Here is a 23,025-nt window from a genome sequence, read left to right on the forward strand (position 1 = left end):
TAAAGTGATCGCGCTGGAGAGCCGATTAGCCGATCTCGTGCCGCCAGGGGGGATTGGCGCCGGCTCGTGACACTGTCACTGCCGCCGCCTTGGCGCCGAGCGCCAATGCTTTGCGGATGGCGTCTTCGGACAGGCTGGAAATCGCCGCCTTCGTCAACAGGCCTTGCTCATGCAGGGAGGCAAGGATGCCGGCGTTGAACGTGTCTCCGGCGCCGACGGTGTCCACCACCTTCACTGTCTCCGGCATGACGGTGACACGATGCTGTTTGCTGTAGCCAACGGCACCCTCGCTGCCATGCGTGACGACGATCAGCTTCGGGCCGCGGTCGAGCCAATTGCGCACGACATCCTCGTGCGAGCCGGCTTCGCCGAACCAGTGGAGGTCTTCGTCCGACAGTTTGACGATGTCGGCCATCGCCATCATCTCCCGGATGCGCCTGAGGTGCTTGGCCTTGTCGGGAATGAAGTTCGGCCGGATGTTGGGATCGAGCATCATCACGCGGGTCTCATGCTCGCGCTGCATGAATTCCTCATAGGCCGACCCAGCCGGCTCCGAGATCAGGCTGATGGCGCCGAACAGCATCGCCTCGATCTCGCTGCCGAGTTGCGGCAGGTCTTCGATGGTCAGCATGCGCCCGGCCGTGTTCTCGTCATAGAAGGTGTAGGTCGCCTGGCCATTGTTCAGCCGCACGAAGGCCAGGGTCGTCGGTCGGGGCGAGGTGTGCGCGTAGGTGGAACTGACCTTGCTCGCCCCCAACGCGTCCCTGAACTGACCGCCGAACAGGTCCGACGACAGGCCCGAGAAAAAGCCGGCCGGCGCGCCCAAGCGGCCGAGCGCGATCGCTGTGTTGAAGACAGCGCCGCCGACATAGGGGGCAAAAGCCGGCTCATTCTCCGTAGTGGTGCGCGGCAGCATGTCGATCAGGGCTTCGCCGCAGCAGAGGATCATGGCTTCTCGGTCTCCGGCGGATAGATCACGCCCTTGCGGATGATGATATTGGCGTAAAGCCGCGGCTCGCTTGTCGCGACGATGGCATGCGCCGATTTGACCCGTGCATAGAAGTCGGCGCCGGCCAGTGCAACCACCTTGCGGCCAGGCGCGCGTTTGGCGCAGATCGCCTCCATTTCACGATGGACGGGGTCGGCAAGCGACGGATCGCCTTTCACCGAGGCGCGAAACAGCGCCTCCGGCACGACATCGTCGACCGGAAGCAGCGTCAGTATCGCGTCGAGTACGGGCATGAGGGCGTGGCCATCGGTCCTGATGAGGCGCTTTGCCTGCTCCTGTGCCGGATAGTTCCCGTCGACCACGGCAATCTCGTCACCATGGCCCATGGCGCGCAACGTCGCCAGAAGCTCTGGACCAAGCAGCGCCGGAATCCCGATCAGCATTTCACGCGCCCCTGGAGATCGTCGTCGAACCGATCAGGAAGCGTTCGGAAAGCGGCAGGCTGGCGCCGCCGAGCGCCCGGGCATGGATACCCACGCTTCCCTCGCGGACGGCCGGGAGTTTCAGCCCTTCGCCGTCGATCGCGCCGATTGCCGTCACGACCGCCTCCACCAGCCTCTGGCGCACGGCCTTCGGCATCCAGCCGTCGATCACCGCGGCTTCGAAATCGATGACCGAGGATGCTGCCACGATGGCATAAGCGAGCGCCTGCGAGGCGCTGGCGATCCACTCGTCCAGCGCGGCGCCGATCTCCCCCCAATCCTCGGGCGAGGTCCACAGATACGAGGCCTCGACGCCACGCGCATTGAGTGTTTTTTCGAGCATGGCGATCGAGGCCACGTCGATCAGCTGGGTCGGTTTTCCATCCGGCCCCGGCACAGGCATTGAGCCGAGCGCGCCGGCATTGCCGGTCGGCCCGCCAAACAGCCGGCCGTTGAGCACGATGCCGCCGCCAGCAAAGGCGCCGATGTAGAAATAGACGAAATCCCGCGCCGTGCCCGTCTGGCCAAAGACCAGTTCGGCGCCGCAGGCGGAGGTGGCATCGTTCTGCAGATAGACCGGAAAATCGCATTGCGCCTGGATGTCGGTCCTGATGTCACGATGGCGCCATTCGTCCATCACGTCGCGCGGCGCGCCGGCGGTGTCGGCCCAGTTCCAGAGCTCGAACGGCATTGCGATGCCAAGTCCGGCGATGCGCTTGTCCTGTGCCGGCGTCAGCTCGCCGCGCATCGTCTTCATGCCTGACGTGACGAACTCGACCGTCTCGCGTGGGGCAGGGTAGCGGTAGGAATGCTGCAGCATCGCGCGCACCTGTCCGAGGAAATCGATCAGCACGAGTTCGGCGCTGCGGCGGCCGATCTTGAGGCCGATGAAGAAGGCGCCTTCGGGGTTGAGCGCCATGGGGATCGAGGGCTGGCCGATCTTGCCGCGCAACGGCGCCTGGCGCACGAGCAGGCTTTCTTCCTCCAGTTCGCGCATGATGACCGAGACCGTCTGCGCCGAAAGTCCGGTCATCCGGGCAATGTCGGACTTCGCCAGACTGCCGTGCTGGCGCACCAGCGAAAGCACCAGGCGCTCGTTGTGGTCGCGCATGCCACTCTGGTTGGTGCCGCGGTGAATGAGGCTCTCGTTCGCTTCGGGCGAACCATGCCTCGCAGTGGCCGTCTCCACCCTGTTCCTCCCGTCGTTTCCCCACAATGCTTTTGGGTCAGAATGAGTGAACGACGCAAGGGTGTCAATAATAAATAAGAGTGATTTAATTATTGACAGATGCGCTGGCGTGGTGTTCCTTGAGGGAGCATCCGCGCTGGGAGAAGTCGCCTGGATGCCGTGCGGGTGCCGGTTGGCCGGCATTCGAAAAATGTTCCACTGGGAGGAAATCGTGACCAATACAAAATTGTTGAAGTCCACCGTTTTCGCGGCGGCCGCGCTGGGTCTGATGGCGTTCGCTTCGTCTGCGTCCGCGGCCGGCGTCGGCGCCTGCCTGATCACCAAGACCGACACCAATCCGTTTTTCGTCAAGATGAAGGAGGGCGCGACCGCCAAGGCCAAGGAACTTGGCGTCGATCTCAAGACCTATGCGGGCAAGATCGACGGTGACAGCGAGAGCCAGGTGGCGGCGATCGAAAGCTGCATCGCCGACGGCGCCAAGGGCATTTTGATCACCGCGTCCGACACCAAGGGCATCGTGCCGACGGTGAAGAAGGCGCGCGATGCGGGCCTGCTGGTGATTGCGCTGGACACGCCGCTCGATCCGATCGACGCCGCCGACGCGACCTTCGCCACCGACAATCTGGAGGCCGGCAAGCTGATCGGCGCCTGGGCCGCCGCCACGCTCGGTGACAAGGCCAAGGACGCCAAGATCGGCTTCCTCGACCTGACGCCCTCGCAGCCGACCGTGGACGTTCTGCGCGACCAGGGCTTCATGATGGGCTACGGCATCGACGTGAAGGACCCCAACAAGATCGGCGATGAGACCGATCCGCGCATCGTTGGCCATGATGTGACGAACGGTAACGAGGAAGGCGGCCGCAAGGCGATGGAAAACCTTCTGCAGAAGGACAACACCATCACCGTCATCCACACCATCAATGAGCCGGCCGCGGTCGGTGCCTACCAGGCGCTCAAGGCTGTCGGCCTCGAAAGCCAGGTGCTGATCGTCTCGGTCGACGGCGGTTGCCCCGGCGTGAAGTCGGTCGCCGAAGGCGTCATCGGCGCCACCTCGCAGCAATATCCGCTGCAGATGGCCGCACTTGGCATCGAGGCGATCGCCGCTTTCGCCAAGGACGGCACCAAGCCGAAGCCGACCGAGGGCAAGAACTTCTTCGACACCGGCGTCAACCTCGTCACCGACAAGCCGGCGACGGGCGTCAAGTCCATCGACACCAAGGAAGGCCTCGCCAAGTGCTGGGGCTGATACTGGCCTGACCGGCAACGGAACCGATGCGACCGGGGGGACTTGATCCCCGGTGGCATCGGGTGGACGATGCATCACTGTAAACGCGAATAATCCCGGCGACAGACCGGAAGGCGTGGACGGCGTCAGCGTGTGGCTGAAGCCCTACGGGGAGGAAACATGGCTCAAGCTCAGGAATTCGAGAAGGTTCTCTCGGCCAGCGATACAAGTGTAGCCGCTTTTGACGAGCACAAATCAGCCGTCAAGCGCATCCAGCATTTTCTGCATTCGACGCCGGCGGCGGTGCCGCTGATCGTGCTGCTTCTGTCGATCGTCATCTTCGGCATCACGATCGGCGGGCGGTTCTTCTCGTCCTACACGCTGACACTGATCCTGCAGCAGATCGCCATCGTCGGCATTCTCGGCGCCGCGCAGACACTGGTCATCCTGACCGCCGGCATCGACCTGTCGATCGGGGTGATCATGGTGATTTCGGCCGTGATCATGGGCAATTGCGCGGTCAGCTACGGCATGCCGAGCGTGCTCGCCGTGGCGATCGGGCTTGCCGCCGGTGCGGCTTGCGGGCTGCTGAACGGGCTGCTGGTCGCCTATATGAAGCTGCCGCCCTTCATCGTGACGCTTGGCACCTGGAACATCGTCATGGCCACGAACTTCATCTATTCGGCCAATGAGACGATCCGCGACACCGACGTCGACAACCAGGCACCGCTGCTGCACCTGTTTGCCCTGAGCTTTAAGGTCGGCACGGCGGTGCTGACGCTCGGCGTCATCGCCACGGTCGTGCTCGTGCTGGTTCTTTGGTACGTGCTCAACCACACCGCATGGGGCCGTCATGTCTACGCCGTCGGCGACGACCAGGAGGCGGCGAAGCTGTCGGGTATCCAGACCAAGAAGGTGCTGATGACGGTCTACACCCTTGCCGGGCTGATCGCCGCTTTCGCGGCCTGGGTCTCCATCGGCCGCAACGGCTCGATCTCGCCGTCCGCCGCTGTTACCGACTACAATCTGCAGGCGATCACCGCGACTGTGATCGGCGGTATTTCTCTCTTCGGCGGCCGCGGCTCCATCCTCGGCACGCTGTTCGGCGCGATGATCGTCGGCGTCGTCTCGATGGGCCTCAACATGCTCGGCGCCGATCCGCAATGGAAAGTGCTGCTCACCGGCGTGCTGATCATCGGCGCCGTCGCCATCGACCAATGGATCAGAAAGGTTTCGGCATGACCCAGGAACCCATCCTCACCGCGCGCGGTCTGGTCAAGCGCTATGGCCGCGTCACCGCTCTCGACAATGCCGATTTCGACCTTTACCCCGGCGAAATCCTTGCCGTCATCGGCGACAACGGCGCCGGCAAGTCGTCACTCATCAAGGCGATTTCCGGCGCGGCCGTGCCGGACGAAGGCGAAATCCGGCTTGAAGGCAAACCCGTCTCCTTCAAGTCGCCGATGGAAGCCCGTGAAGCCGGCATCGAAACCGTCTACCAGAACCTGGCCTTGTCGCCGGCGCTTTCGATCGCCGACAACATGTTCCTCGGCCGCGAGATCCGCAAACCCGGCTTCGTCGGTCAGTGGCTTCGCATGCTGGACCGTCCGGCAATGGAAAAGCGTGCCCGCGACAAGCTCACCGAACTCGGCTTGATGACCATCCAGAACATCAGCCAGGCGGTGGAGACCCTGTCGGGCGGCCAACGCCAGGGCGTGGCGGTGGCCCGGGCCGCCGCCTTCGGGTCGAAGATGGTCATCATGGACGAGCCGACGGCGGCGCTCGGCGTCAAGGAGAGCCGCCGCGTGCTTGAACTGATCCTCGACGTGAAGAAGCGCGGCCTGCCGATCGTGCTCATCTCGCACAACATGCCGCACGTCTTCGAGGTGGCGGACCGTATCCACATCCACCGTCTGGGCCGTCGACTGTGCGTCATCGACCCCAAGCAATATACGATGTCCGACGCCGTTGCCTTCATGACCGGGGCAAAAGCACCCCCGGAGGCGGCATTGGCGGCCTGACTGCCAACTTGCCGCAGGGTAAGTAGATGATGGCGATTCTCTAAATCGATTGAAAAGATGTTGCAATGCACTAGGATGGGCTGGGAGAAACGGTGAAAGCCGGTATGATCAGGCCAAACCGAACGAGAGGCGATATGACATCCGCCATGACGATCGAAGCTCCCGCTCTCGACAATCCCGATCCCAAGACGCTTGCTGAAGAAGTCTTGATGTCCCTGAAGTACCGGGTCGGCAAGGACACCACCGTGGCGACCCAGTACGACTGGCTGACTGCCACGATCAAGGTCGTGCGCGACCGCGTCGTCGACCATTGGATGCAGGCGACCAAGGAAGCTTACGACCAACAGGAAAAGCGCGTTTATTATCTGTCGCTCGAATTCCTGATTGGGCGTCTGATGCGCGACGCCTTTTCCAACCTCGGCCTGATGGAGAACATGCGTGAGGCGCTGTCGTCGCTCGGCGTCGATCTCGACCTGATCGCGGCGCTGGAACCGGACGCGGCCCTCGGCAATGGCGGCCTTGGCCGGCTCGCCGCCTGCTTCATGGAAAGCATGGCCACCGTCGACATCACCGCGCATGGCTACGGCATCCGCTATGCCAACGGCATGTTCCGCCAGGAAATCCACGATGGCTGGCAGGTCGAGTTGCCCGAGACCTGGCTTGACCACGGCAACCCCTGGGAATTCGAGCGGCGCGAGCGCTCCTTCGAAGTCGGTTTCGGTGGTTCGGTCGAATCGATCACCTCGAAGGACGGCCGCCTCGAACGCCATGTCTGGAAGCCGAGGGAGCATGTGCTTGCGGTCGCCTATGACATGCCCGTGGCTGGCTGGCGGGCCAAGCGCGTCAACACGCTGCGCCTTTGGTCCGGCATGCCGATCGACCCGATCCGGCTCGACAAGTTCAACGCCGGCGACCACATCGGGGCGCTGGCCGAAAGCAACAAGGCCGATGCACTGTCGCGGGTGCTCTATCCAGCCGATTCCCACATGGCCGGCCAGGAACTCAGGCTTCGCCAGGAATACTTCTTCTCCACCGCTTCGCTGCAGGACATCCTGCAGCGCCATCTCAGCCAATATGGCGATCTCAAGTCTCTGCCCGACAAGGCGGCGATCCACCTCAACGACACCCATCCGGCGATCGCCGTGCCCGAGCTGATGCGGCTCTTGATGGATGTCCATGGCATGGATTTCGATCTCGCCTGGGATGTCACCAAGCGCACCTTCGGCTACACCAACCACACGCTGTTGCCAGAGGCACTGGAAAGCTGGCCCGTGCCGCTGTTCGAGAGGCTTTTGCCCCGCCACATGCAGATCGTCTACGCCATCAACGCGCAGGTGCTGCTCGAAGCCCGCGCCACCGATCAGTTCTCGGACGAGCAGATCAGCCGTATCTCGCTTATCCAGGAGAATGGCGACCGCAGGGTGCGCATGGGCAATTTGGCCTTTGTCGGCTCGCATTCGATCAATGGCGTGTCGGCGCTGCACACCGAGTTGATGAAGGAGACGGTCTTCGCCGACCTCCACAAACTTTATCCCGATCGCATCAACAACAAGACCAACGGCATCACGCCGCGGCGCTGGCTCATCCAGTGCAATCCAGGCCTCACCGCGCTTGCCCGCGAGGCGATCGGCGACCGCTTCATGGATGACATCGAAGCGATCAAGGGGCTCGATCCCTTAGCCGACGACACCGCCTTTCGCGAAAAATTCGCCGCGGTGAAACGCCAGAACAAGGTGAGGCTTGCCAATCTGGTCGCCGATCGCCTTGGCATCAAGCTCGACCCTTCGGCGCTCTTCGACATTCAGGTCAAGCGTATCCACGAATACAAGCGCCAGCTGCTCAACATCCTCGAAGCGATCGCGCTCTATGACCAGATCCGTTCGCATCCCGAACGCGACTGGATGCCACGCGTGAAATTCTTCGGCGGCAAGGCCGCGCCCAGCTACCATAACGCCAAGCTGATCATCAAACTGGCCAACGACGTCGCCAGGGTGATCAACAGCGACCCTTCGGTGCGCGGCCTGCTGAAGGTCGTGTTCGTGCCGAACTACAATGTCAGCCTGGCCGAGGTGCTGATGCCAGCCGCCGATCTTTCCGAGCAGATCTCGACCGCCGGCATGGAAGCCTCCGGCACGGGCAACATGAAGTTCGCGCTGAACGGCGCGCTGACCATCGGCACGCTCGACGGCGCCAATGTCGAGATCAAGGAGCATGTCGGCGACGACAACATCTTCATCTTCGGCCTCACCACCGAAGAAGTCGCCGAGCGGCGCAACAATGGCTACAATCCGCGCGGCGTGATCGAGGCATCCCCTGAACTGGCGCAGGCGGTTGCGGCCGTTTCATCGGGCGTCTTCTCGCCCGATGATCCCAATCGCTACCGCGACCTCATCAATGGCCTCTATGACAGCGACTGGTTCATGGTCGCGGCGGATTTCGACGCCTATGCCGCCTGCCAGCGCGAGGTGGACGCTGTCTGGCGCAACAGCCCGGACTGGTACGCGCGCGCCATCCGCAACGTCGCGCGCGTCGGCTGGTTCTCCTCCGACCGCACCATCCGTCAATATGCGAAAGAAATCTGGAACGTACCCGTCTGATATGATTGCATAAGGCCACGAACGATGGCCGCAAAAACAAACACTTGGTGCCCGGGGAGGGCGACCGCCTGATGAGGAAGCCGCGCGCGACCGCTGCGACAAGCGGGCCGGACGGACTGGCGCCAGCCAGCGATGTCGAGGCGATTGTCGCCGGTACGCACGGCAATCCCTTTGCGGTTCTCGGTGTCCAGGAGGCGGGCAAGAGCCTGTTCGCACGCTGCTTCGTTCCGCACGCGGAGTCGGTTACGGCCTACACCCTGACCGGCGTCGAGGTCGGCGAATTGACCAGGCGCGACGATGCCGGTTTCTTCGAAGGCAAGCTGTCGATCAAGAAGCGCCAGCCGCTGCGCTACCACGCCCGCAATGCCGGCGGCGACTGGTGGCTGACCGACCCCTATTCGTTCGGTCCGGTACTCGGTCCGATGGACGATTACTACATCGCCGAGGGTTCGCACCTCAGGCTGTTCGACAAGCTCGGCGCGCATGTCATCGAGCACGAAGGCGCGTCCGGCGTGCATTTCGCTGTATGGGCCCCAAATGCCAGGCGCGTTTCGGTGGTCGGTGACTTCAACGACTGGGACGGCCGCCAGCATACGATGCGCGACCGTCGCGACACCGGCATCTGGGAGCTGTTCATCCCCGATATTGGTGCTGGCCGGCCCTATAAATATGAAATCATCGGTCCCGATGGCGTGAGGTTGCCGCTGAAGGCCGATCCGTTCGCCTTCAAATCAGAGCTGCGCCCGGCAACCGCCTCGGTGACCGCGATGCCGCCGGCGCATGCATGGGGTGACGAGGCGCATCGCAATTTCTGGCGCAACGCCGACCCTCGCCGCGAGGCCATCTCGATCTACGAAGTCCACGCCGGGTCCTGGCAGCTTGGCGATGACGGCTCCTTCCTGTCATGGGATGAACTGGCCGACCGGCTGATCCCCTATGTAATCGAGACCGGTTTCACCCATATTGAATTCCTGCCGATCTCCGAGCATCCCTATGACCCCTCCTGGGGTTACCAGACAACCGGCCTCTACGCGCCATCGGCCCGCTTCGGCGATCCGGACGGCTTTGCCCGCTTTGTCGACGGCGCCCACCGTGCCGGCGTCGGCGTCCTCCTCGACTGGGTGCCGGCGCATTTTCCTGTCGACGAGCACGGTCTGGTCCATTTCGACGGCACCGCGCTCTACGAGCATGCCGACCCACGCAAGGGCTTCCATCCGGACTGGAACACCGCGATCTACAATTTCGGCCGCCGCGAGGTAGTGTCGTTCCTGGTCAACAACGCGCTGTTCTGGGCCGAAAAATACCATGTCGACGGTCTTCGCGTCGACGCGGTCGCCTCGATGCTCTACCTCGACTATTCGCGCAAGGCCGGCGAATGGATCCCCAATGAGAAGGGTGGGCGCGAAAACCTCGAGGCGGTCAGCTTCCTGCAGAAGATGAACAAGGAGGTGTACGGCCACCATCCGGGCGTCATGACCATCGCCGAGGAATCGACCTCATGGCCAAAGGTCTCGGCGCCTGTCCATGAAGGCGGGCTGGGCTTCGGCTTCAAATGGAACATGGGCTTCATGCACGACACGCTGGAGTATTTTTCCAAGGAGCCGATTTTCCGCAAGCATCACCACAACGAGCTGACCTTCGGCCTGACCTACGCCTTCTCGGAGAATTTCGTGCTGCCGCTCTCGCATGACGAGGTCGTGCACGGCAAAGGCACGCTGCTGGGCAAGATGGCCGGCGACGACTGGCAGAAATTCGCGACCTTGCGTGCCTATTACGGCTTCATGTGGGGTTATCCCGGCAAGAAGCTGCTGTTCATGGGCCAGGAATTCGCGCAGCGCCGCGAATGGAGCGAAGCGCGCGCGCTTGATTGGGACCTGCTCGATTTCCGCCCGCATCGCGGGGTCTGGCAGACGGTGCGCGACCTCAACTATCTCTATCGTTCACGCCCGGCCCTGCATGGCCGCGACTGCGAGCCGGAAGGGTTTTCCTGGCTGATCGTCGACGACAGCCAGAATTCGGTTTTCGCCTGGGTGCGCAGCGCTCCCGGCGGCGATCCGGTCGCCGTCATCTCCAATTTCACACCGGTGCCGCGCGACAATTATCGTGTGCCGCTGCCGAAGGCCGGCAAGTGGCGCGAGATCATCAACACCGACGCTTCCGAATATGGCGGTTCCGGCATGGGCAATGGCGGCATGGTCGAGGCAAGGGCGGAGGGCAAGGGCATCTCGGCAACGATGCTCCTGCCTCCGCTGTCGACGATCATGCTTGAACTCGCTGCCGACTGAACTCGTTAAGACTGGTTAGCGCATCGATACGAGTAACTTGGGAGGGTATAAATGGCAGACTTGAAGAGAACCCAGCCGCTGGCCCGCGACGCCATGGCCTACGTGTTGGCCGGCGGGCGCGGCAGCCGCCTCAAGGAACTGACCGACCGGCGCGCCAAGCCCGCGGTCTATTTCGGCGGCAAGACGCGCATCATCGATTTCGCGCTCTCCAATGCGCTCAACTCCGGCATCCGCCGCCTCGGCGTCGCCACCCAATACAAGGCGCATTCGCTGATCCGCCACCTGCAGCGCGGCTGGAACTTCCTGCGGCCCGAACGAAACGAGAGTTTTGACATCCTGCCGGCCAGCCAGCGTGTGTCGGAAACGCAGTGGTATGAAGGCACGGCGGACGCCGTCTACCAGAACATCGATATCATCGAGGCCTATGGCCCGGAATACATGGTAATCCTGGCCGGCGATCACATCTACAAGATGGACTACGAGATGATGCTGCGCCAGCATGTCGATGCCGGCGCCGATGTCACGGTCGGCTGCCTCGAAGTGCCGCGCATGGAGGCGACCGGCTTCGGCGTCATGCATGTCGATGCCAAGGACAACATCATCGCCTTCGTCGAAAAACCCGCTGACCCGCCCGGCATTCCGGGTAACCCGGAATTCGCCTTGGCCTCGATGGGCATCTACGTCTTCAAGACCAAGTTCCTGATGGAGCAACTGCGCCGCGATGCCGCCGAGCCGGGCTCCAGCCGCGACTTCGGCAAGGACATCATCCCCTATATCGTCACGCACGGTAAGGCGATCGCGCACCGCTTCACCAAGTCCTGCGTGCGTTCGACCGCCGAGAACGAGGCCTACTGGCGCGATGTCGGCACGGTCGATGCTTATTGGGAGGCCAACATCGACCTGACCGACGTGACGCCCGAACTCGACCTCTACGACCGCGATTGGCCGATCTGGACCTATGCCGAACTGAAGCCGCCGGCAAAGTTCGTGCATGACGAGGACGGCAGGCGCGGTTCCGCCATTTCGTCGCTGGTCTCGGGCGACTGCATCGTCTCGGGCGCTTCGCTGAAGAAAAGCCTGATCTTCACCGGCGCGCGCATCAATTCCTATTCGACGCTGGAAGAGGTTGTCATGCTGCCCGACGTTCATGTCGGCCGGAACGCAAAGTTGAAGCGCGTCGTCATCGACCACGGTGTAAGGATACCCGAAGGGCTGGTGGTCGGCGAGGATCCCGTCCTCGACGCCAAGCGCTTCCGGGTTTCGGAAAAGGGTATCTGCCTGATCACACAGGACATGATCAACAAGTTGTCAACCTGAACAGGTGATCAACAAGCTGTCACTTTAGGGTGTTTTGTGCATGTCGTGGTCCAAACCGCACACGGTTTGGGCGGCATGGATGGGAAGCGGATCGTTAAGCGCATGCAGGTTCTGTCGGTCACGCCCGAAATCTTCCCGCTGATCAAGACAGGCGGGCTTGCGGACGTGACCGGGGCGCTGCCCATCGCGCTCGCGGCCAAGGGCGTGGCCATGCGTACGCTCGTTCCGGGCTTTCCTGTGGTGATGAGCGCCTTCAAGAAAAAGAAGGCCGTCTATCAGTATCCCTTGCTGCAAGGCGGCAAGGCCGCGGTCCATGCTGTCCAAGTCGCCGGGCTCGATTTGTTCGTGCTCGACGCGCCGCATCTGTTCGACCGCCCCGGCGGCCCCTATGGCAACGCCTCGGGCGCGGACTGGCCGGACAATTGGCGGCGCTTCGCGGCGCTGAGCCAGGCCGGCGCCGATATCGCCGGGGGCGCCATCTCGGGCTACCTCCCCGACATCGTCCATGCCCATGACTGGCAGTCGGCGATGACGCTGGCCTATATGCGCTATGGCAAGGCGGTCGGCACGCCATCGATGATGACCGTCCACAATCTCGCCTTCCAGGGCCAGTTCGGGGCCGGCATCTTCGGCGAGCTCGGCCTGCCGGCCGCGGCGATGGCGCTTGATGGCGTCGAATATTATGGCGGCGTCGGCTTCCTCAAGGCTGGCCTGCAGGCCGCCTGGGCGATCACCACGGTGAGCCCGACCTATGCGCAGGAAATCCGTTCGCCGGAATTCGGCATGGGCCTCGACGGCCTTATCAACATGCGTTCCAGCGATCTCCATGGCATCGTCAACGGCATCGACACCGCCATCTGGGATCCGGCAACCGACAAGCATCTGGTATCTACCTATACGGCCGAAACGTTGAAGGCCCGCGCGCCGAACAGGGCCGCGGTCGAGGACCGTTTCGGCCTCGACCGCGACGGCAGTCCGATTGTCTGCGTCGTCAGCCGCCTGACCTGGCAGAAGGGCATGGACATATTGGCGACGGTGGTCGACGGCATCGTCGCGACAGGCGCAAGGCTGGCCATCCTCGGCTCGGGCGACGCCGGCCTCGAAGGCGCGCTGCTGGCCGCGGCCGCACGCCATCGTGGCCGCATCGGCGTGGTCGTCGGCTATGACGAGGGACTGTCGCACACCATGCAGGGCGGCTGCGACGCCATTGTCATCCCGTCGCGCTTCGAGCCTTGCGGGCTGACGCAGCTTTACGGCCTGCGCTATGGCTGCGTGCCGGTCGTCGCCCGCACCGGCGGCCTGGCGGACACCATCATTGATGCTAATGAAGCAGCGTTTGCCGCCGGCGTGGCGACCGGCTTCCAGTTTGCCCCCAACAATGGTGGCGCGCTGCTGCACGCGATCCGACGCCTGGCCGACGCCCACGCCAGTCCCGCAATCTTCGAAACCATCCAGCGCCAGGGCATGAAGACCGATGTGTCGTGGGATCGAAGCGCCGAAAAATACGTCGAACTCTATCGCCTGCTGCTTTCGAAAAGGGTTGCCTGAAGCATGATACGCACCGTTCCCACCAAGCCCTATTCCGACCAGAAGCCCGGCACGTCGGGGCTGCGCAAGAAGGTGCCAGTGTTCCAGCAGGAGCACTATGCCGAGAACTTCATCCAGTCGATTTTCGATGCGCTCGACGGGTTCAAGGGCAAGACCCTGGTGATCGGTGGCGACGGCCGTTTCTATAACCGGGAGGTCATCCAGAAGGCCATCGCCATGGCGGCCGCCAATGGCTTCGGCAAGGTGATGGTCGGGCAGGGCGGCATCCTGTCGACGCCCGCGGCCTCGCATGTCATCCGCAAATACAAGACCTTCGGCGGCATCATACTCTCGGCTAGCCACAATCCCGGCGGCCCGCACGAGGACTTCGGCATCAAGTACAATGCCGGCAATGGCGGCCCGGCGCCGGAAAAGCTGACCGACGTCATCTTTGCCAAGACCAAGACGATTTCGAGCTTCAAGATCGCCGACATCGACCCGATTGACATCGATACGGTCGCGACAGTCGAGGCTGCCGGCATGACCGTCGAGATCATCGATCCGGTTACCGACTATGCCGAGTTGATGGAGAGCCTGTTCGATTTCGATGCGCTGCGCAAACTGTTCAAGTCGGGCTTCCGCATGCGCTTCGACGCCATGCATGCGGTGACCGGGCCCTACGCCAAGGAAATCCTCGAACACCGCCTCGGCGCACCGAACGGCACCTGCCGCAATTTCAAGCCGCTGCCCGATTTCGGCGGTCATCACCCGGACCCCAACCTGGTCCATGCCAAGCACCTTTATGATGAGATGATGGGACCGGACGCGCCCGATTTCGGCGCCGCCTCCGATGGCGATGGAGACCGCAACCTGATCATCGGCAAGGGCATTTTCGTCACCCCTTCGGATTCGGTCGCCATGCTCGCCGCCAATGCCCGGCTGGCGCCGGGCTACAAGGATGGGCTGAAAGGCATCGCCCGTTCGATGCCGACCAGTGGCGCGGCCGACCGCGTCGCTCACAAGCTAGGTGTCGGGATTTACGAGACGCCGACCGGCTGGAAGTTCTTCGGCAATCTGCTCGACGCCGGCATGGCGACGATCTGCGGCGAGGAAAGTGCCGGCACCGGCTCCAACCATGTCCGCGAAAAGGACGGTCTGTGGGCGGTCCTCTTGTGGCTCAACATCCTCGCCGCGCGCGGCGAAAGCTGCAAGCAGATCGTCACCGAGCATTGGGAGACCTATGGCCGGAACTACTACTCGCGCCATGATTATGAGGAGGTTGAGAGCGGCCGCGCCAATGCGCTGGTCGACGAACTCAGGGCCAAGCTCGGCTCGCTACCGGGCACCAGCGTGCGCGGCCTGAAGATCGCCAATGCCGATGATTTCGCCTACCACGACCCGGTCGACGGCTCGACCAGCGAGCACCAGGGCATAAGGGTGCTGTTCGAAGGCGGCTCGCGCGTGGTCTTTCGGCTTTCGGGCACCGGTACGTCTGGCGCGACCTTGCGCGTCTATATCGAGCGCTACGAGCCGGACAAGTCGAGGCACGACCTCGACACGCAGGAGGCGCTCGCCGACCTGATTTCGGCGGCCGACGACATTGCCGGGATCAAGAGCCACACCGGGCGCAACAAGCCGAGCGTCATTACTTGAGGGCGGTGGAGCGCTCTTGACCCAGCTCGGCCCCACCATCACCAGCGAAGGCATCCGCTTCGCCGCATGGTCCTCGTCGGCAAGACGGCTCTGGGTTTCGATCTTTGACGAGCAGGGAAACCGCGAACTCGATCGTCTCGAGCTGGCGTCGGAAGGCAACGGCGTCCATTCACTCTTTGTCTCCGGCCTGGCCGCGGGCGCGCGCTATGGCCTGCGCGCCGATGGCGACTATGCGCCCGAGCGGGGGCTGTGGTTCGACCCCGACAAGTTGCTCACCGATCCCTACGCCGTCGAAATCGACCGGGCCTACGCCTATCACTGGCGGCTCGCCGCGCGGCGCAATGAGGGCGCCGACACCGCGTCGCTGATGCCCAAGGCCGTGACCAAGGCCTCGCCCACGGCTCCACCGATCCTGCCGCCCCTGTTTCGCCCGGGCGGCCTGATCTACGAACTGAACGTCCGCGCTTTCACCAAGCTGCATCCGGATGTACCGCAAGAAAAGCGCGGCACGATCGCCGCTCTTGCCCATCCGGCCATCATCGAGCATCTGCAAAGGCTCGGCGTCTCCGCCGTGGAACTGATGCCGATCACGGCCTCCATCGACGAGCGGCATCTGCCGCCGCTCGGCCTGAGCAACGCCTGGGGCTACAATCCCGTCACCTTCATGGCGCTCGACCCGCGCCTCGCGCCCGGCGGCCTGACGGAATTGCAGGACACGGTCGCCGCGTTGCGCCGGGCCGGCATCGGCACCATTCTCGACCTCGTCTTCAACCACACCGGCGAAAGCGACAGGCTGGGGCCGACGCTCTCGCTGCGCGGCCTCGACAATAAGGCCTACTATCGGCACCGGCCGGATGGCGGGCTGGTTAATGACACGGGCACCGGCAACACGATCGCTTGCGACCATCCGGTGATGCGGGAAATGGTGCTCGACACACTTCGTCACTTCGTTCGCCAGGCCGGTGTCGACGGCTTCCGTTTCGATCTGGCCCCGGTGCTGGGCCGGGTCGATGGTGCCTTCGATCCGGAAGCGCCGCTGCTCCAGGCCATCACCCATGATCCGGTGCTTTACGACCGCGTGCTGATCGCCGAGCCTTGGGACATCGGGGCAAACGGCTATCAACTCGGCAATTTCCGGCCGCCTTTCCTTGAGTGGAACGACCGCTATCGCGACGATGTCAGACGCTTCTGGCGCGGCGATGCCGGCATGGTCGGTGCTCTCGCAACGCGCCTTGCTGGTTCGTCCGACGTGTTTAACAGGGCAGGGGAGCCGGCAAGCCACGGCGTGAATTTTATCGCCGCCCATGACGGCATGACGCTGGCTGACATCGTCGCCTATGAGCGCAAGCACAACGCGGCCAATGGCGAGCAGGACCGCGACGGCCATAACGAGAACCTGTCCTGGAACAATGGCGTCGAAGGCGAGACGGACGACACGGCGATCGTCAAGGCACGTTTCGACGACCAGCGCGCTCTGCTCGCCACGCTGTTCGCCTCGCACGGCACCATCATGCTGACCGCGGGCGATGAATTCGGTCGTACCCAGAAGGGCAACAACAACGCCTACGCCCAAGACAACCCCACCACCTGGCTTGACTGGGCAGGCCGCGATCAGAAGCTGGAGCGTTACGCATTCGTACTCGCGGCACTTCGCCAGGCGGTGCCCGCATTGTCGGACACGCGTTTCCTGACCGGAGAACCGATTGCGGCATCAGGCGTTCCCGACGTCGCTTGGCTGACCGAGACCGGTGAGCTGCTCGACGCGACCGACTGGAACGATACCAGCCGGCATCGCCTCGTCATGCTGCTTGGCGGCGAGGAAGGCAGGCTTGCCGTTCTGATCAATGGCGACCGCCGCCAATGCGTCTTCACCTTGCCGGCGCGGGAAGGTTTTCGATGGCATCCGGCGATCGAAACGCACGTGACTGACCTTGCGCGCCCGCTGCCGGGGCGCAGCGTCAATTTCATGATCGAGAGCCGAACCGGAAACGGCGGCGTCAGGAAGGGTTCGTGATGACCGGTGAGAGTTTGGGGCAGGGAGCCGAATGGTGGCGCGGCTGCGTCATCTACCAGGTCTATCCGCGCTCTTTTCAGGACACGACCGGTGATGGCAGCGGCGATCTCGGCGGCATTACGTCAAGGCTCGCTTATATCGCCTCGCTCGGCGTCGACGCTGTCTGGCTGTCGCCCTTCTTCAAGTCGCCGATGGCCGACATGGGCTATGATGTATCGGATTATCGCGACGTCGACCCGATGTTCGGCACATTGGCCGATTTTGATGCGCTGGTCGCCGAAGCCCACCGGCTCGGCCTGAAGATCATCATCGACCAGGTGCTGTCGCATTCATCCGACAAGCATGAATGGTTCATCGAAAGCCGGGCCAGCCGCGATAATGCCAAGGCCGACTGGTACGTCTGGGCCGATACGAAGCCCGACGGCGGCGCGCCCAACAACTGGCTGTCGGTCTTCGGGGGGCCGTCCTGGGAATGGGACGCGACCCGCCGCCAATATTACATGCATAATTTCCTCGCCTCGCAGCCAGACCTCAATTTCCACAACCCGGAAGTCCAGGATGCGTTGCTTGACACGGTGCGGTTCTGGCTCGATCGCGGTGTCGACGGCTTCCGGCTCGACACGGTCAATTACTATGTCCACGACCGCTGGCTACGCGGCAATCCGCCCTTGGCCTCGAGCGTCGCCGGCACCAACACGGAGACCAACACCTACCTCTATCAGGAGCATCTGTTCGACAAGACGCAGCCCGAAAACCTGGCGTTCCTGCGGCGCTTCCGTGCGTTGCTCGACGAATATGGCGACCGCGCAGCCGTCGGCGAAATCGGCGACGAGGGTCGCTCGCTGCAGACGCTCGCCGCCTACACCTCCGGCGGCGACAAGCTTCAGATGAGCTACACTTTCGACCTGCTCGGTTCGCAGTTTTCGGCGGCGCATGTGCGTGGCTGCGTCGAGGCCTTCGAAAGCGCGGTGGCCGACGGCTGGGTTTGCTGGGCGTTTTCCAACCATGACGTGGTGCGCCATGTCAGCCGCTGGATGCGGCCTGGTGGCGATCCCGATCTTGTGGCCAAATTCTCAATCATGCTGCTCGCCTGCTTGCGCGGCTCGATCTGCCTCTATCAGGGCGAGGAACTCGGCCTTGAAGAGGCGGAGCTTGCCTACGAGGATCTGCGCGATCCGGTCGGCATCCGCTTCTGGCCCGGCGTGAAGGGCAGGGATGGTTGCCGCACGCCGATGGTCTGGGAGGCCGACGCCGACAATGCGGGCTTCTCCACTGCAAAACCCTGGCTGCCTGTGCCGGCAAGCCATCGCGCCCGCGCGGTCGATATGCAGATCGGCGACGAGCAATCGGTGCTGTCGGCCTACCGCTCGGCGCTTGCCTTGCGCAAACAGCATCCGGCGCTGGTCGGCGGCTCGATCCGCTTTCTCGATACCGAGGGCGACGTGCTCGCCTTCATCCGCGAAGGTGGCGGGGAGAGGTTGATCTGTGTCTTCAATTTCGCTGAGGAGCCGGCGACCTTGCCGTTGGTGGGTAATATCGGACCCGTCACGGCTATCTTCGGCGGGACCGCTTCTGTCGAGGAAAACACCCTCTCGCTGCCAACTCTCGGCTGCTTTCTCGGTCGGCTCGACTGATTGGCACTTCGGTTGTGGCTAGGCGGTCCTACTGAACGAGCACCGCCCGGCCGCAGGTCGCGCCGGTGACGCGCACGTCGGCCTGGCCGACACGCACACCAAGGGCTCCGAGCAAATTGTAAACCAACTCGTCGACCGGCGCCGCCACGCCGTTCAAGAGCGCAACCACTGCCGGCCGCACGGTGGAAAGCAAGGTATTCAGATTCAGCAGCGGCAAGCCCAGCAAATTGGTCGTCAGCGACAGATCAGTGATCAGGGAGGTCGTCAAAGACTGTGTCAGGTTTTGCGTGGAGACTGTCTTTATCGTTTTGGCGTCGATGTCGGCCTTGTTGAAGGTCAATGCGGTCGGCGCGTTGTTGGCCATTTCAAATGCCGCTGAGCCCGTCACTGAAAGTAGATTGATCAGAAGACTGACCTTTGCGATTTCAGTGTCGGAGAACGATTCCGGTTTGGTGAAATCGGCAAAGCCGGAGCTACTGCTGTCGGCCAAATGCGCTTCCACAACACCGGGGCGGGCAGAAACGGTGACCTTGATGCTGTCGGGACCCGTAGGACAGCTTATGTCGGTGAGTTTGGCTTCGGCGTAGGCGACTTCCACATGCAGTGGCAGGTTGACCGACACCAGAGTAATGCCCCCACCGACATTGCCGCCTGCGCCGCCGACTGTCGCGGCTACTTTGATGCGCGTCTGGGCGGTCCGCACGACAGTGCCGATACCATCGATCGCCAGCCAGGGCGAGGACTGCATCGGCTCGCCGATGGCGATGCTGAGTTTGGTGGAGAGCAGCCCCGGGATGGTGGCGCCGAGATCGATCGCGGCCTGGTTGGTACCGTTGGCGAGCACGGCGGCTGCCGTCAGCATGCCCATGGCGCTTGCGTCTACCCCAAGCCCGGACGGCTGTTGGCCGAGGCCCAGGCTGCCGACCGAACCAAGGTCGACAAGGCTGCTGAGCGGGATCTTGACGGTGCTGGTCGATTTGGAGGCGATGGTCTGCAGGGCGACCTTGGCCGTATTGCCGAGGCCGGGAACATTGGCCATGGCGGTAGCGATCTGGCCGACCGTCGCCTTCGATGCCAGAACGTCGGAATAGGTACCGGCCGTGATGTTCAGTTGCGTGGCGAGCGCACTGATGAAGGAAAGCACGCTCACATCCGCCGAGATCAGCCCGTTGTAGTCCATGACGCTGAGCGAGATGTTGCCGCCGAGAAGTCCGCTCAAAAGTGCGTTGAGGATGCCGCCATTGACGCTGAGCAACCGCGATCCGACCGAGAACGTCGCCAGCGGCGTCATGCTGGCCGTGGCCTGGGTGCCGATGACGGGAGTGGGGATCAGCGAACTTGCGAAATAGCGGTTCGGAATCTTTGCCAAAGTGACGCGGACGGCATTGTAAGGCGTCACACCCGCCTGGAAGCGCTGGCTGACATTGGCGGTCGATGAGGCATATCGGCCCTGCGTGACCGTCACCACCGTTTTGCCGGTGGCCGGGGCAATGGTCTGGCCCGAAGCTTGAACGACGACGCCCGGCATGCCGTTGTCGGTCAGTGTGGTGACGACCGCGGTGTTGACGTTGTTGATGTTCGAGGCGGCGGTAATCGCCGCCAGGTCGACCATCGCCTGGGCTTCCCGGCGCTCGGTATAGATGGAGGCTTCGTCAATGGCCACAGCCGCCAATGCCAATGCGACCGGCGCGCTCAATGCGGTCATGACGGCGAAGTTCGCCTTCCTGTCTCCCATCATCGACCGTGCAAGCCGGTCGATACCCTTGCCCGCCCGCCGCAGCATTCAGATACCCCCGACCCTGATCGTTGACTGACGCTTGATGGTCGTCCCTGGCATGGCTATGCCGGGGAACAGGTTCCAGATCGGCAGGTTGCGGGCATCGTAGGAGATGGACACCACGAACTGGCTTCCGTCGGCGATGCTGTCGTTGGCCTGGTAGGTCAGTTTGCTGGCGTCCACGAAGGGGTAGCCGCCGGCATTGTTGGTGAGATAGCTGGCCACGAGCGTCTGCCGCTCGGTCTGGTTCACCCCAGCGATGGCTGTTCGGGCAGCGTCGGCTGCAATTTGCTGGATCGAATTGGCGGCGCCAAAATAGATGCCGTACGCAACCATTCCGAGCAGAAGAAGGATGAAAAGCGGGGACAGCAAAGCGAACTCGACCGCTGAAGTTCCCGAATTGTTTGATCGGAACCGGCGCCTTCGAGCCTCGAAAATGGGGTGGTGAACCATGGCACCAGCATGCCCAAATTCGCATGCAGAAAGCGAAAACTCTGGGTGCAACCAAAGGGTGCGGTCGATTGAAAACGAATCTCTAATTTAGCCGTTGCTTTCTCTACAATGGGGATTGACTTAGGGTCAATCAGTACTCGGTTGAAAAGAGCTTACCTCCTGTCTAGTCTCCTGCCACCAGCCGCCGGAGGGAACCGGGGGCGCGCTCAAAGGAGCCAGTCATCGGCTTCGGGGCGTCAACACGTAAGGCGCGCCGATGGCAGCGCCGACAGGGAGAACTTCATGCTGAAAAACATGCTGAAGGCGACGGTATTCGCCACCACCATGGCCGTAACCGCCGGCGCATTCTACACGCCGGCTTTCGCGGAGAGTGTCTATAACAGGGGCACCGCCGCTGAATCGGAGTCGGTCGATCCGCACAAGACCTCGACGGTCTATGAAGCCAATGTGCTGCGTGACCTGTTCCAGGGATTGGTCATGCAGGACCAGAAGGCGAACCTCATTCCGGGCGCGGCCGAAAGCTGGACGGTATCGGATGACGGCACCGTCTACACCTTCAAGCTGCGCAAGGACGGCATGTGGTCTGACGGCAGCCCGGTGACGGCGGAGGACTTCGTCTATGCCTTCCACAGGCTGGAAGATCCGGCGACCGGCGCCGAATACGCCTCGATGCTGTATCCGGTTAAGGGCGCGGAGGATGTCAACACCAAGAAGGGCAAGCCCGAGGACATGGGTGTCAAGGCGATCGACGCCGGCACCCTTGAGGTGACGCTGAAGGCGCCGACGCCGTACTTCCTGGAGATGCTGACCCATCAGGCGACCTATCCGGTCAGCAAGGCCTCGATTGAAAAGCTTGGCGCCGACTGGATCAAGCCCGGCAATCTGGTTTCGAACGGCGCCTATACGCTGGCCGAATGGGTTCCCAACGATCACATGAAACTGGTCAAGAATCCCAAATTCTGGGACGCCGCGACCGTCAAGTTCGACGTGGTCAACTACATTCCGACCGAGGATCGTTCGTCGGCGATGAAGCGCTTCGAGGCCGGCGAACTCGACAGCTATGACGATCTGCCGACCGAACAGCTCGCCGACCTCAAGACCAAGTTCGGCGACCAGATCCATGTCGGGCCGTATCTCGGCACCTACTATTATGCCATCAAGACCGACAAGGCGCCGTGGAACAACCCCGAACTGCGTAACGCCATCTCGATGGCGATCGACCGTGATTTCATCGCCGAGAAGGTCTGGCAGAATTCGATGCTGCCCGGCTATTCGATGGTGCCCCCCGGCATCGAGGGCTATACGCCCGCAATGGCCAAATACGCCGACATGCCGCAGATCGACCGCGAGGACGCGGCCAAGAAGATCCTCGAGAAGCTTGGCTACACCCCCGAACATCCGCTGAAGATGGAAATCCGCTACAACACCTCGGAAAACCACAAGAACACGGCAGTGGCGATCCAGGAACAATTGAAGCCGCTTGGCGTCGACGTCACGCTGCTCAACACCGACACCAAGACCCACTACTCCTTCCTCGAGCAGAAGGGCGACTATGACGTGGCGCGTGCCGCCTGGATTGCCGACTATAAGGATCCAGAGACCTTCCTCGGTATCACGCGCAAGGCCAGCGGAAACAACTATTCCAACTACAACAGCCCGCAATACGAAGCGGCAATGGACAAGGCCGCGGCCGCCGGCGGCAAGCCCGAAGAGCGCATGAAGGACCTCTCAGCGGCCGAGCGCATCCTCATCGACGATGTCGGCCAGATCCCGCTTCTCTACTACAGCTACCACGACATCGTTTCCTCGAAGCTGCATGGCTTCGTCGACAATGTGATGGACGTGCATCCGTCGCGCTTCGTCAGCAAGGATTGATCCCTGGCCAAGCCGCCGCGCTCTAAA

At 62.7% G+C, this 23,025-nt stretch carries 16 protein-coding genes; 11 read left to right on the forward strand and 5 right to left on the reverse strand.

All coding sequences use genetic code 11. The features are described from left to right. Positions 1-25 precede the first annotated feature (25 nt). The 3 genes from FJ943_RS27440 to FJ943_RS27450 are packed head-to-tail and all read right to left on the reverse strand — an operon-like array spanning position 26 to position 2,620. The gene (locus FJ943_RS27440; protein ID WP_140618637.1) at positions 26-949 is read right to left on the reverse strand and encodes a carbohydrate kinase; all 924 of its coding nucleotides are present in this window, start codon (positions 947-949) and stop codon (positions 26-28) included. Continuing rightward, complete coding sequence (locus tag FJ943_RS27445) at positions 946-1,392, reverse strand: RbsD/FucU domain-containing protein (RefSeq protein WP_140663208.1); 447 nt, start codon at positions 1,390-1,392, stop codon at positions 946-948. The genes FJ943_RS27440 and FJ943_RS27445 overlap by 4 nt, the downstream gene beginning before the upstream one ends. Before the next feature lies 1 nt (position 1,393). After that, positions 1,394-2,620 (reverse strand): ROK family transcriptional regulator, encoded by a 1,227-nt coding sequence (locus FJ943_RS27450; RefSeq protein ID WP_140726603.1) that lies wholly within the window; start codon positions 2,618-2,620, stop codon positions 1,394-1,396. Positions 2,621-2,849: 229 nt separating this feature from the next. On the opposite strand from FJ943_RS27450, the gene FJ943_RS27455 reads away from it, so the two are divergent. The 10 genes from FJ943_RS27455 (at position 2,850) to FJ943_RS27500 (ending at position 18,893) form a co-directional block, all read left to right on the forward strand. After that, positions 2,850-3,866 carry a sugar ABC transporter substrate-binding protein gene (locus tag FJ943_RS27455; RefSeq protein ID WP_023771510.1) on the forward strand — a complete coding sequence of 339 codons (1,017 nt, stop codon included), beginning with the start codon at positions 2,850-2,852 and terminating at the stop codon, positions 3,864-3,866. A 159-nt stretch (positions 3,867-4,025) separates the two neighbouring features. Continuing rightward, the gene (locus tag FJ943_RS27460) at positions 4,026-5,087 is read left to right on the forward strand and encodes an ABC transporter permease (RefSeq protein WP_015318693.1); all 1,062 of its coding nucleotides are present in this window, start codon (positions 4,026-4,028) and stop codon (positions 5,085-5,087) included. Then, positions 5,084-5,866 carry an ATP-binding cassette domain-containing protein gene (locus tag FJ943_RS27465; RefSeq protein WP_023771512.1) on the forward strand — a complete coding sequence of 261 codons (783 nt, stop codon included), beginning with the start codon at positions 5,084-5,086 and terminating at the stop codon, positions 5,864-5,866. Before FJ943_RS27460 ends, FJ943_RS27465 begins: the two co-directional genes overlap by 4 nt. Before the next feature lie 134 nt (positions 5,867-6,000). Then, positions 6,001-8,463 (forward strand): glycogen/starch/alpha-glucan phosphorylase, encoded by a 2,463-nt coding sequence (locus FJ943_RS27470; RefSeq protein WP_140726606.1) that lies wholly within the window; start codon positions 6,001-6,003, stop codon positions 8,461-8,463. Between the two features lie 71 nt (positions 8,464-8,534). Beyond that, positions 8,535-10,748 (forward strand): 1,4-alpha-glucan branching protein GlgB, encoded by a 2,214-nt coding sequence (gene glgB, locus FJ943_RS27475; RefSeq protein WP_140726609.1) that lies wholly within the window; start codon positions 8,535-8,537, stop codon positions 10,746-10,748. A gap of 51 nt (positions 10,749-10,799) precedes the next feature. Then, a complete protein-coding gene (glgC, locus tag FJ943_RS27480) occupies positions 10,800-12,065 on the forward strand; it encodes a glucose-1-phosphate adenylyltransferase (protein WP_015318689.1) in 1,266 nt (421 codons plus the stop codon). A 102-nt stretch (positions 12,066-12,167) separates the two neighbouring features. Continuing rightward, entirely contained in the window at positions 12,168-13,613 is a 1,446-nt protein-coding gene (gene glgA / locus FJ943_RS27485) for a glycogen synthase GlgA (RefSeq protein ID WP_140726612.1), read from the forward strand. A gap of 3 nt (positions 13,614-13,616) precedes the next feature. Further along, positions 13,617-15,245 carry an alpha-D-glucose phosphate-specific phosphoglucomutase gene (locus FJ943_RS27490; RefSeq protein ID WP_140726615.1) on the forward strand — a complete coding sequence of 543 codons (1,629 nt, stop codon included), beginning with the start codon at positions 13,617-13,619 and terminating at the stop codon, positions 15,243-15,245. Positions 15,246-15,261: 16 nt separating this feature from the next. Beyond that, a complete protein-coding gene (glgX, locus tag FJ943_RS27495) occupies positions 15,262-17,259 on the forward strand; it encodes a glycogen debranching protein GlgX (RefSeq protein ID WP_140717817.1) in 1,998 nt (665 codons plus the stop codon). Next, positions 17,259-18,893: an alpha-glucosidase family protein gene (locus tag FJ943_RS27500; protein WP_015318685.1), complete on the forward strand. Its 1,635-nt coding sequence runs from the start codon at positions 17,259-17,261 to the stop codon at positions 18,891-18,893. Before glgX ends, FJ943_RS27500 begins: the two co-directional genes overlap by 1 nt. A 28-nt stretch (positions 18,894-18,921) precedes the next feature. Here FJ943_RS27500 and FJ943_RS27505 read toward each other — a convergent pair whose 3' ends face one another. Both FJ943_RS27505 and FJ943_RS27510 read right to left on the reverse strand, forming a co-directional pair. Next, complete coding sequence (locus tag FJ943_RS27505) at positions 18,922-20,676, reverse strand: TadG family pilus assembly protein (protein ID WP_140663196.1); 1,755 nt, start codon at positions 20,674-20,676, stop codon at positions 18,922-18,924. Continuing rightward, positions 20,677-21,123 (reverse strand): TadE/TadG family type IV pilus assembly protein, encoded by a 447-nt coding sequence (locus tag FJ943_RS27510; RefSeq protein WP_083883080.1) that lies wholly within the window; start codon positions 21,121-21,123, stop codon positions 20,677-20,679. Positions 21,124-21,405: 282 nt separating this feature from the next. Here FJ943_RS27510 and FJ943_RS27515 point away from each other — a divergent pair, with 282 nt between their 5' ends. Then, complete coding sequence (locus tag FJ943_RS27515; RefSeq protein ID WP_015318682.1) at positions 21,406-22,998, forward strand: peptide ABC transporter substrate-binding protein; 1,593 nt, start codon at positions 21,406-21,408, stop codon at positions 22,996-22,998. Positions 22,999-23,025 lie beyond the last annotated feature (27 nt).

The organism is Mesorhizobium sp. B2-3-10 (assembly GCF_006442275.1).
GTDB classification, from domain to species: domain Bacteria; phylum Pseudomonadota; class Alphaproteobacteria; order Rhizobiales; family Rhizobiaceae; genus Mesorhizobium; species Mesorhizobium australicum.

Coding starts and splice junctions, on each gene's coding strand:
- FJ943_RS27510 (WP_083883080.1), bottom strand. CDS start 21,123: ATGGTTCACCACCCCATTTTCGAGGCTCGAAGGCGCCGGTTCCGATCA.
- glgB (WP_140726609.1), top strand. CDS start 8,535: ATGAGGAAGCCGCGCGCGACCGCTGCGACAAGCGGGCCGGACGGACTG.
- FJ943_RS27505 (WP_140663196.1), bottom strand. CDS start 20,676: ATGCTGCGGCGGGCGGGCAAGGGTATCGACCGGCTTGCACGGTCGATG.
- glgA (WP_140726612.1), top strand. CDS start 12,168: ATGCAGGTTCTGTCGGTCACGCCCGAAATCTTCCCGCTGATCAAGACA.
- FJ943_RS27460 (WP_015318693.1), top strand. CDS start 4,026: ATGGCTCAAGCTCAGGAATTCGAGAAGGTTCTCTCGGCCAGCGATACA.
- FJ943_RS27470 (WP_140726606.1), top strand. CDS start 6,001: ATGACATCCGCCATGACGATCGAAGCTCCCGCTCTCGACAATCCCGAT.
- FJ943_RS27500 (WP_015318685.1), top strand. CDS start 17,259: ATGACCGGTGAGAGTTTGGGGCAGGGAGCCGAATGGTGGCGCGGCTGC.
- FJ943_RS27465 (WP_023771512.1), top strand. CDS start 5,084: ATGACCCAGGAACCCATCCTCACCGCGCGCGGTCTGGTCAAGCGCTAT.
- FJ943_RS27515 (WP_015318682.1), top strand. CDS start 21,406: ATGCTGAAAAACATGCTGAAGGCGACGGTATTCGCCACCACCATGGCC.
- FJ943_RS27490 (WP_140726615.1), top strand. CDS start 13,617: ATGATACGCACCGTTCCCACCAAGCCCTATTCCGACCAGAAGCCCGGC.
- FJ943_RS27440 (WP_140618637.1), bottom strand. CDS start 949: ATGATCCTCTGCTGCGGCGAAGCCCTGATCGACATGCTGCCGCGCACC.
- glgC (WP_015318689.1), top strand. CDS start 10,800: ATGGCAGACTTGAAGAGAACCCAGCCGCTGGCCCGCGACGCCATGGCC.
- FJ943_RS27445 (WP_140663208.1), bottom strand. CDS start 1,392: ATGCTGATCGGGATTCCGGCGCTGCTTGGTCCAGAGCTTCTGGCGACG.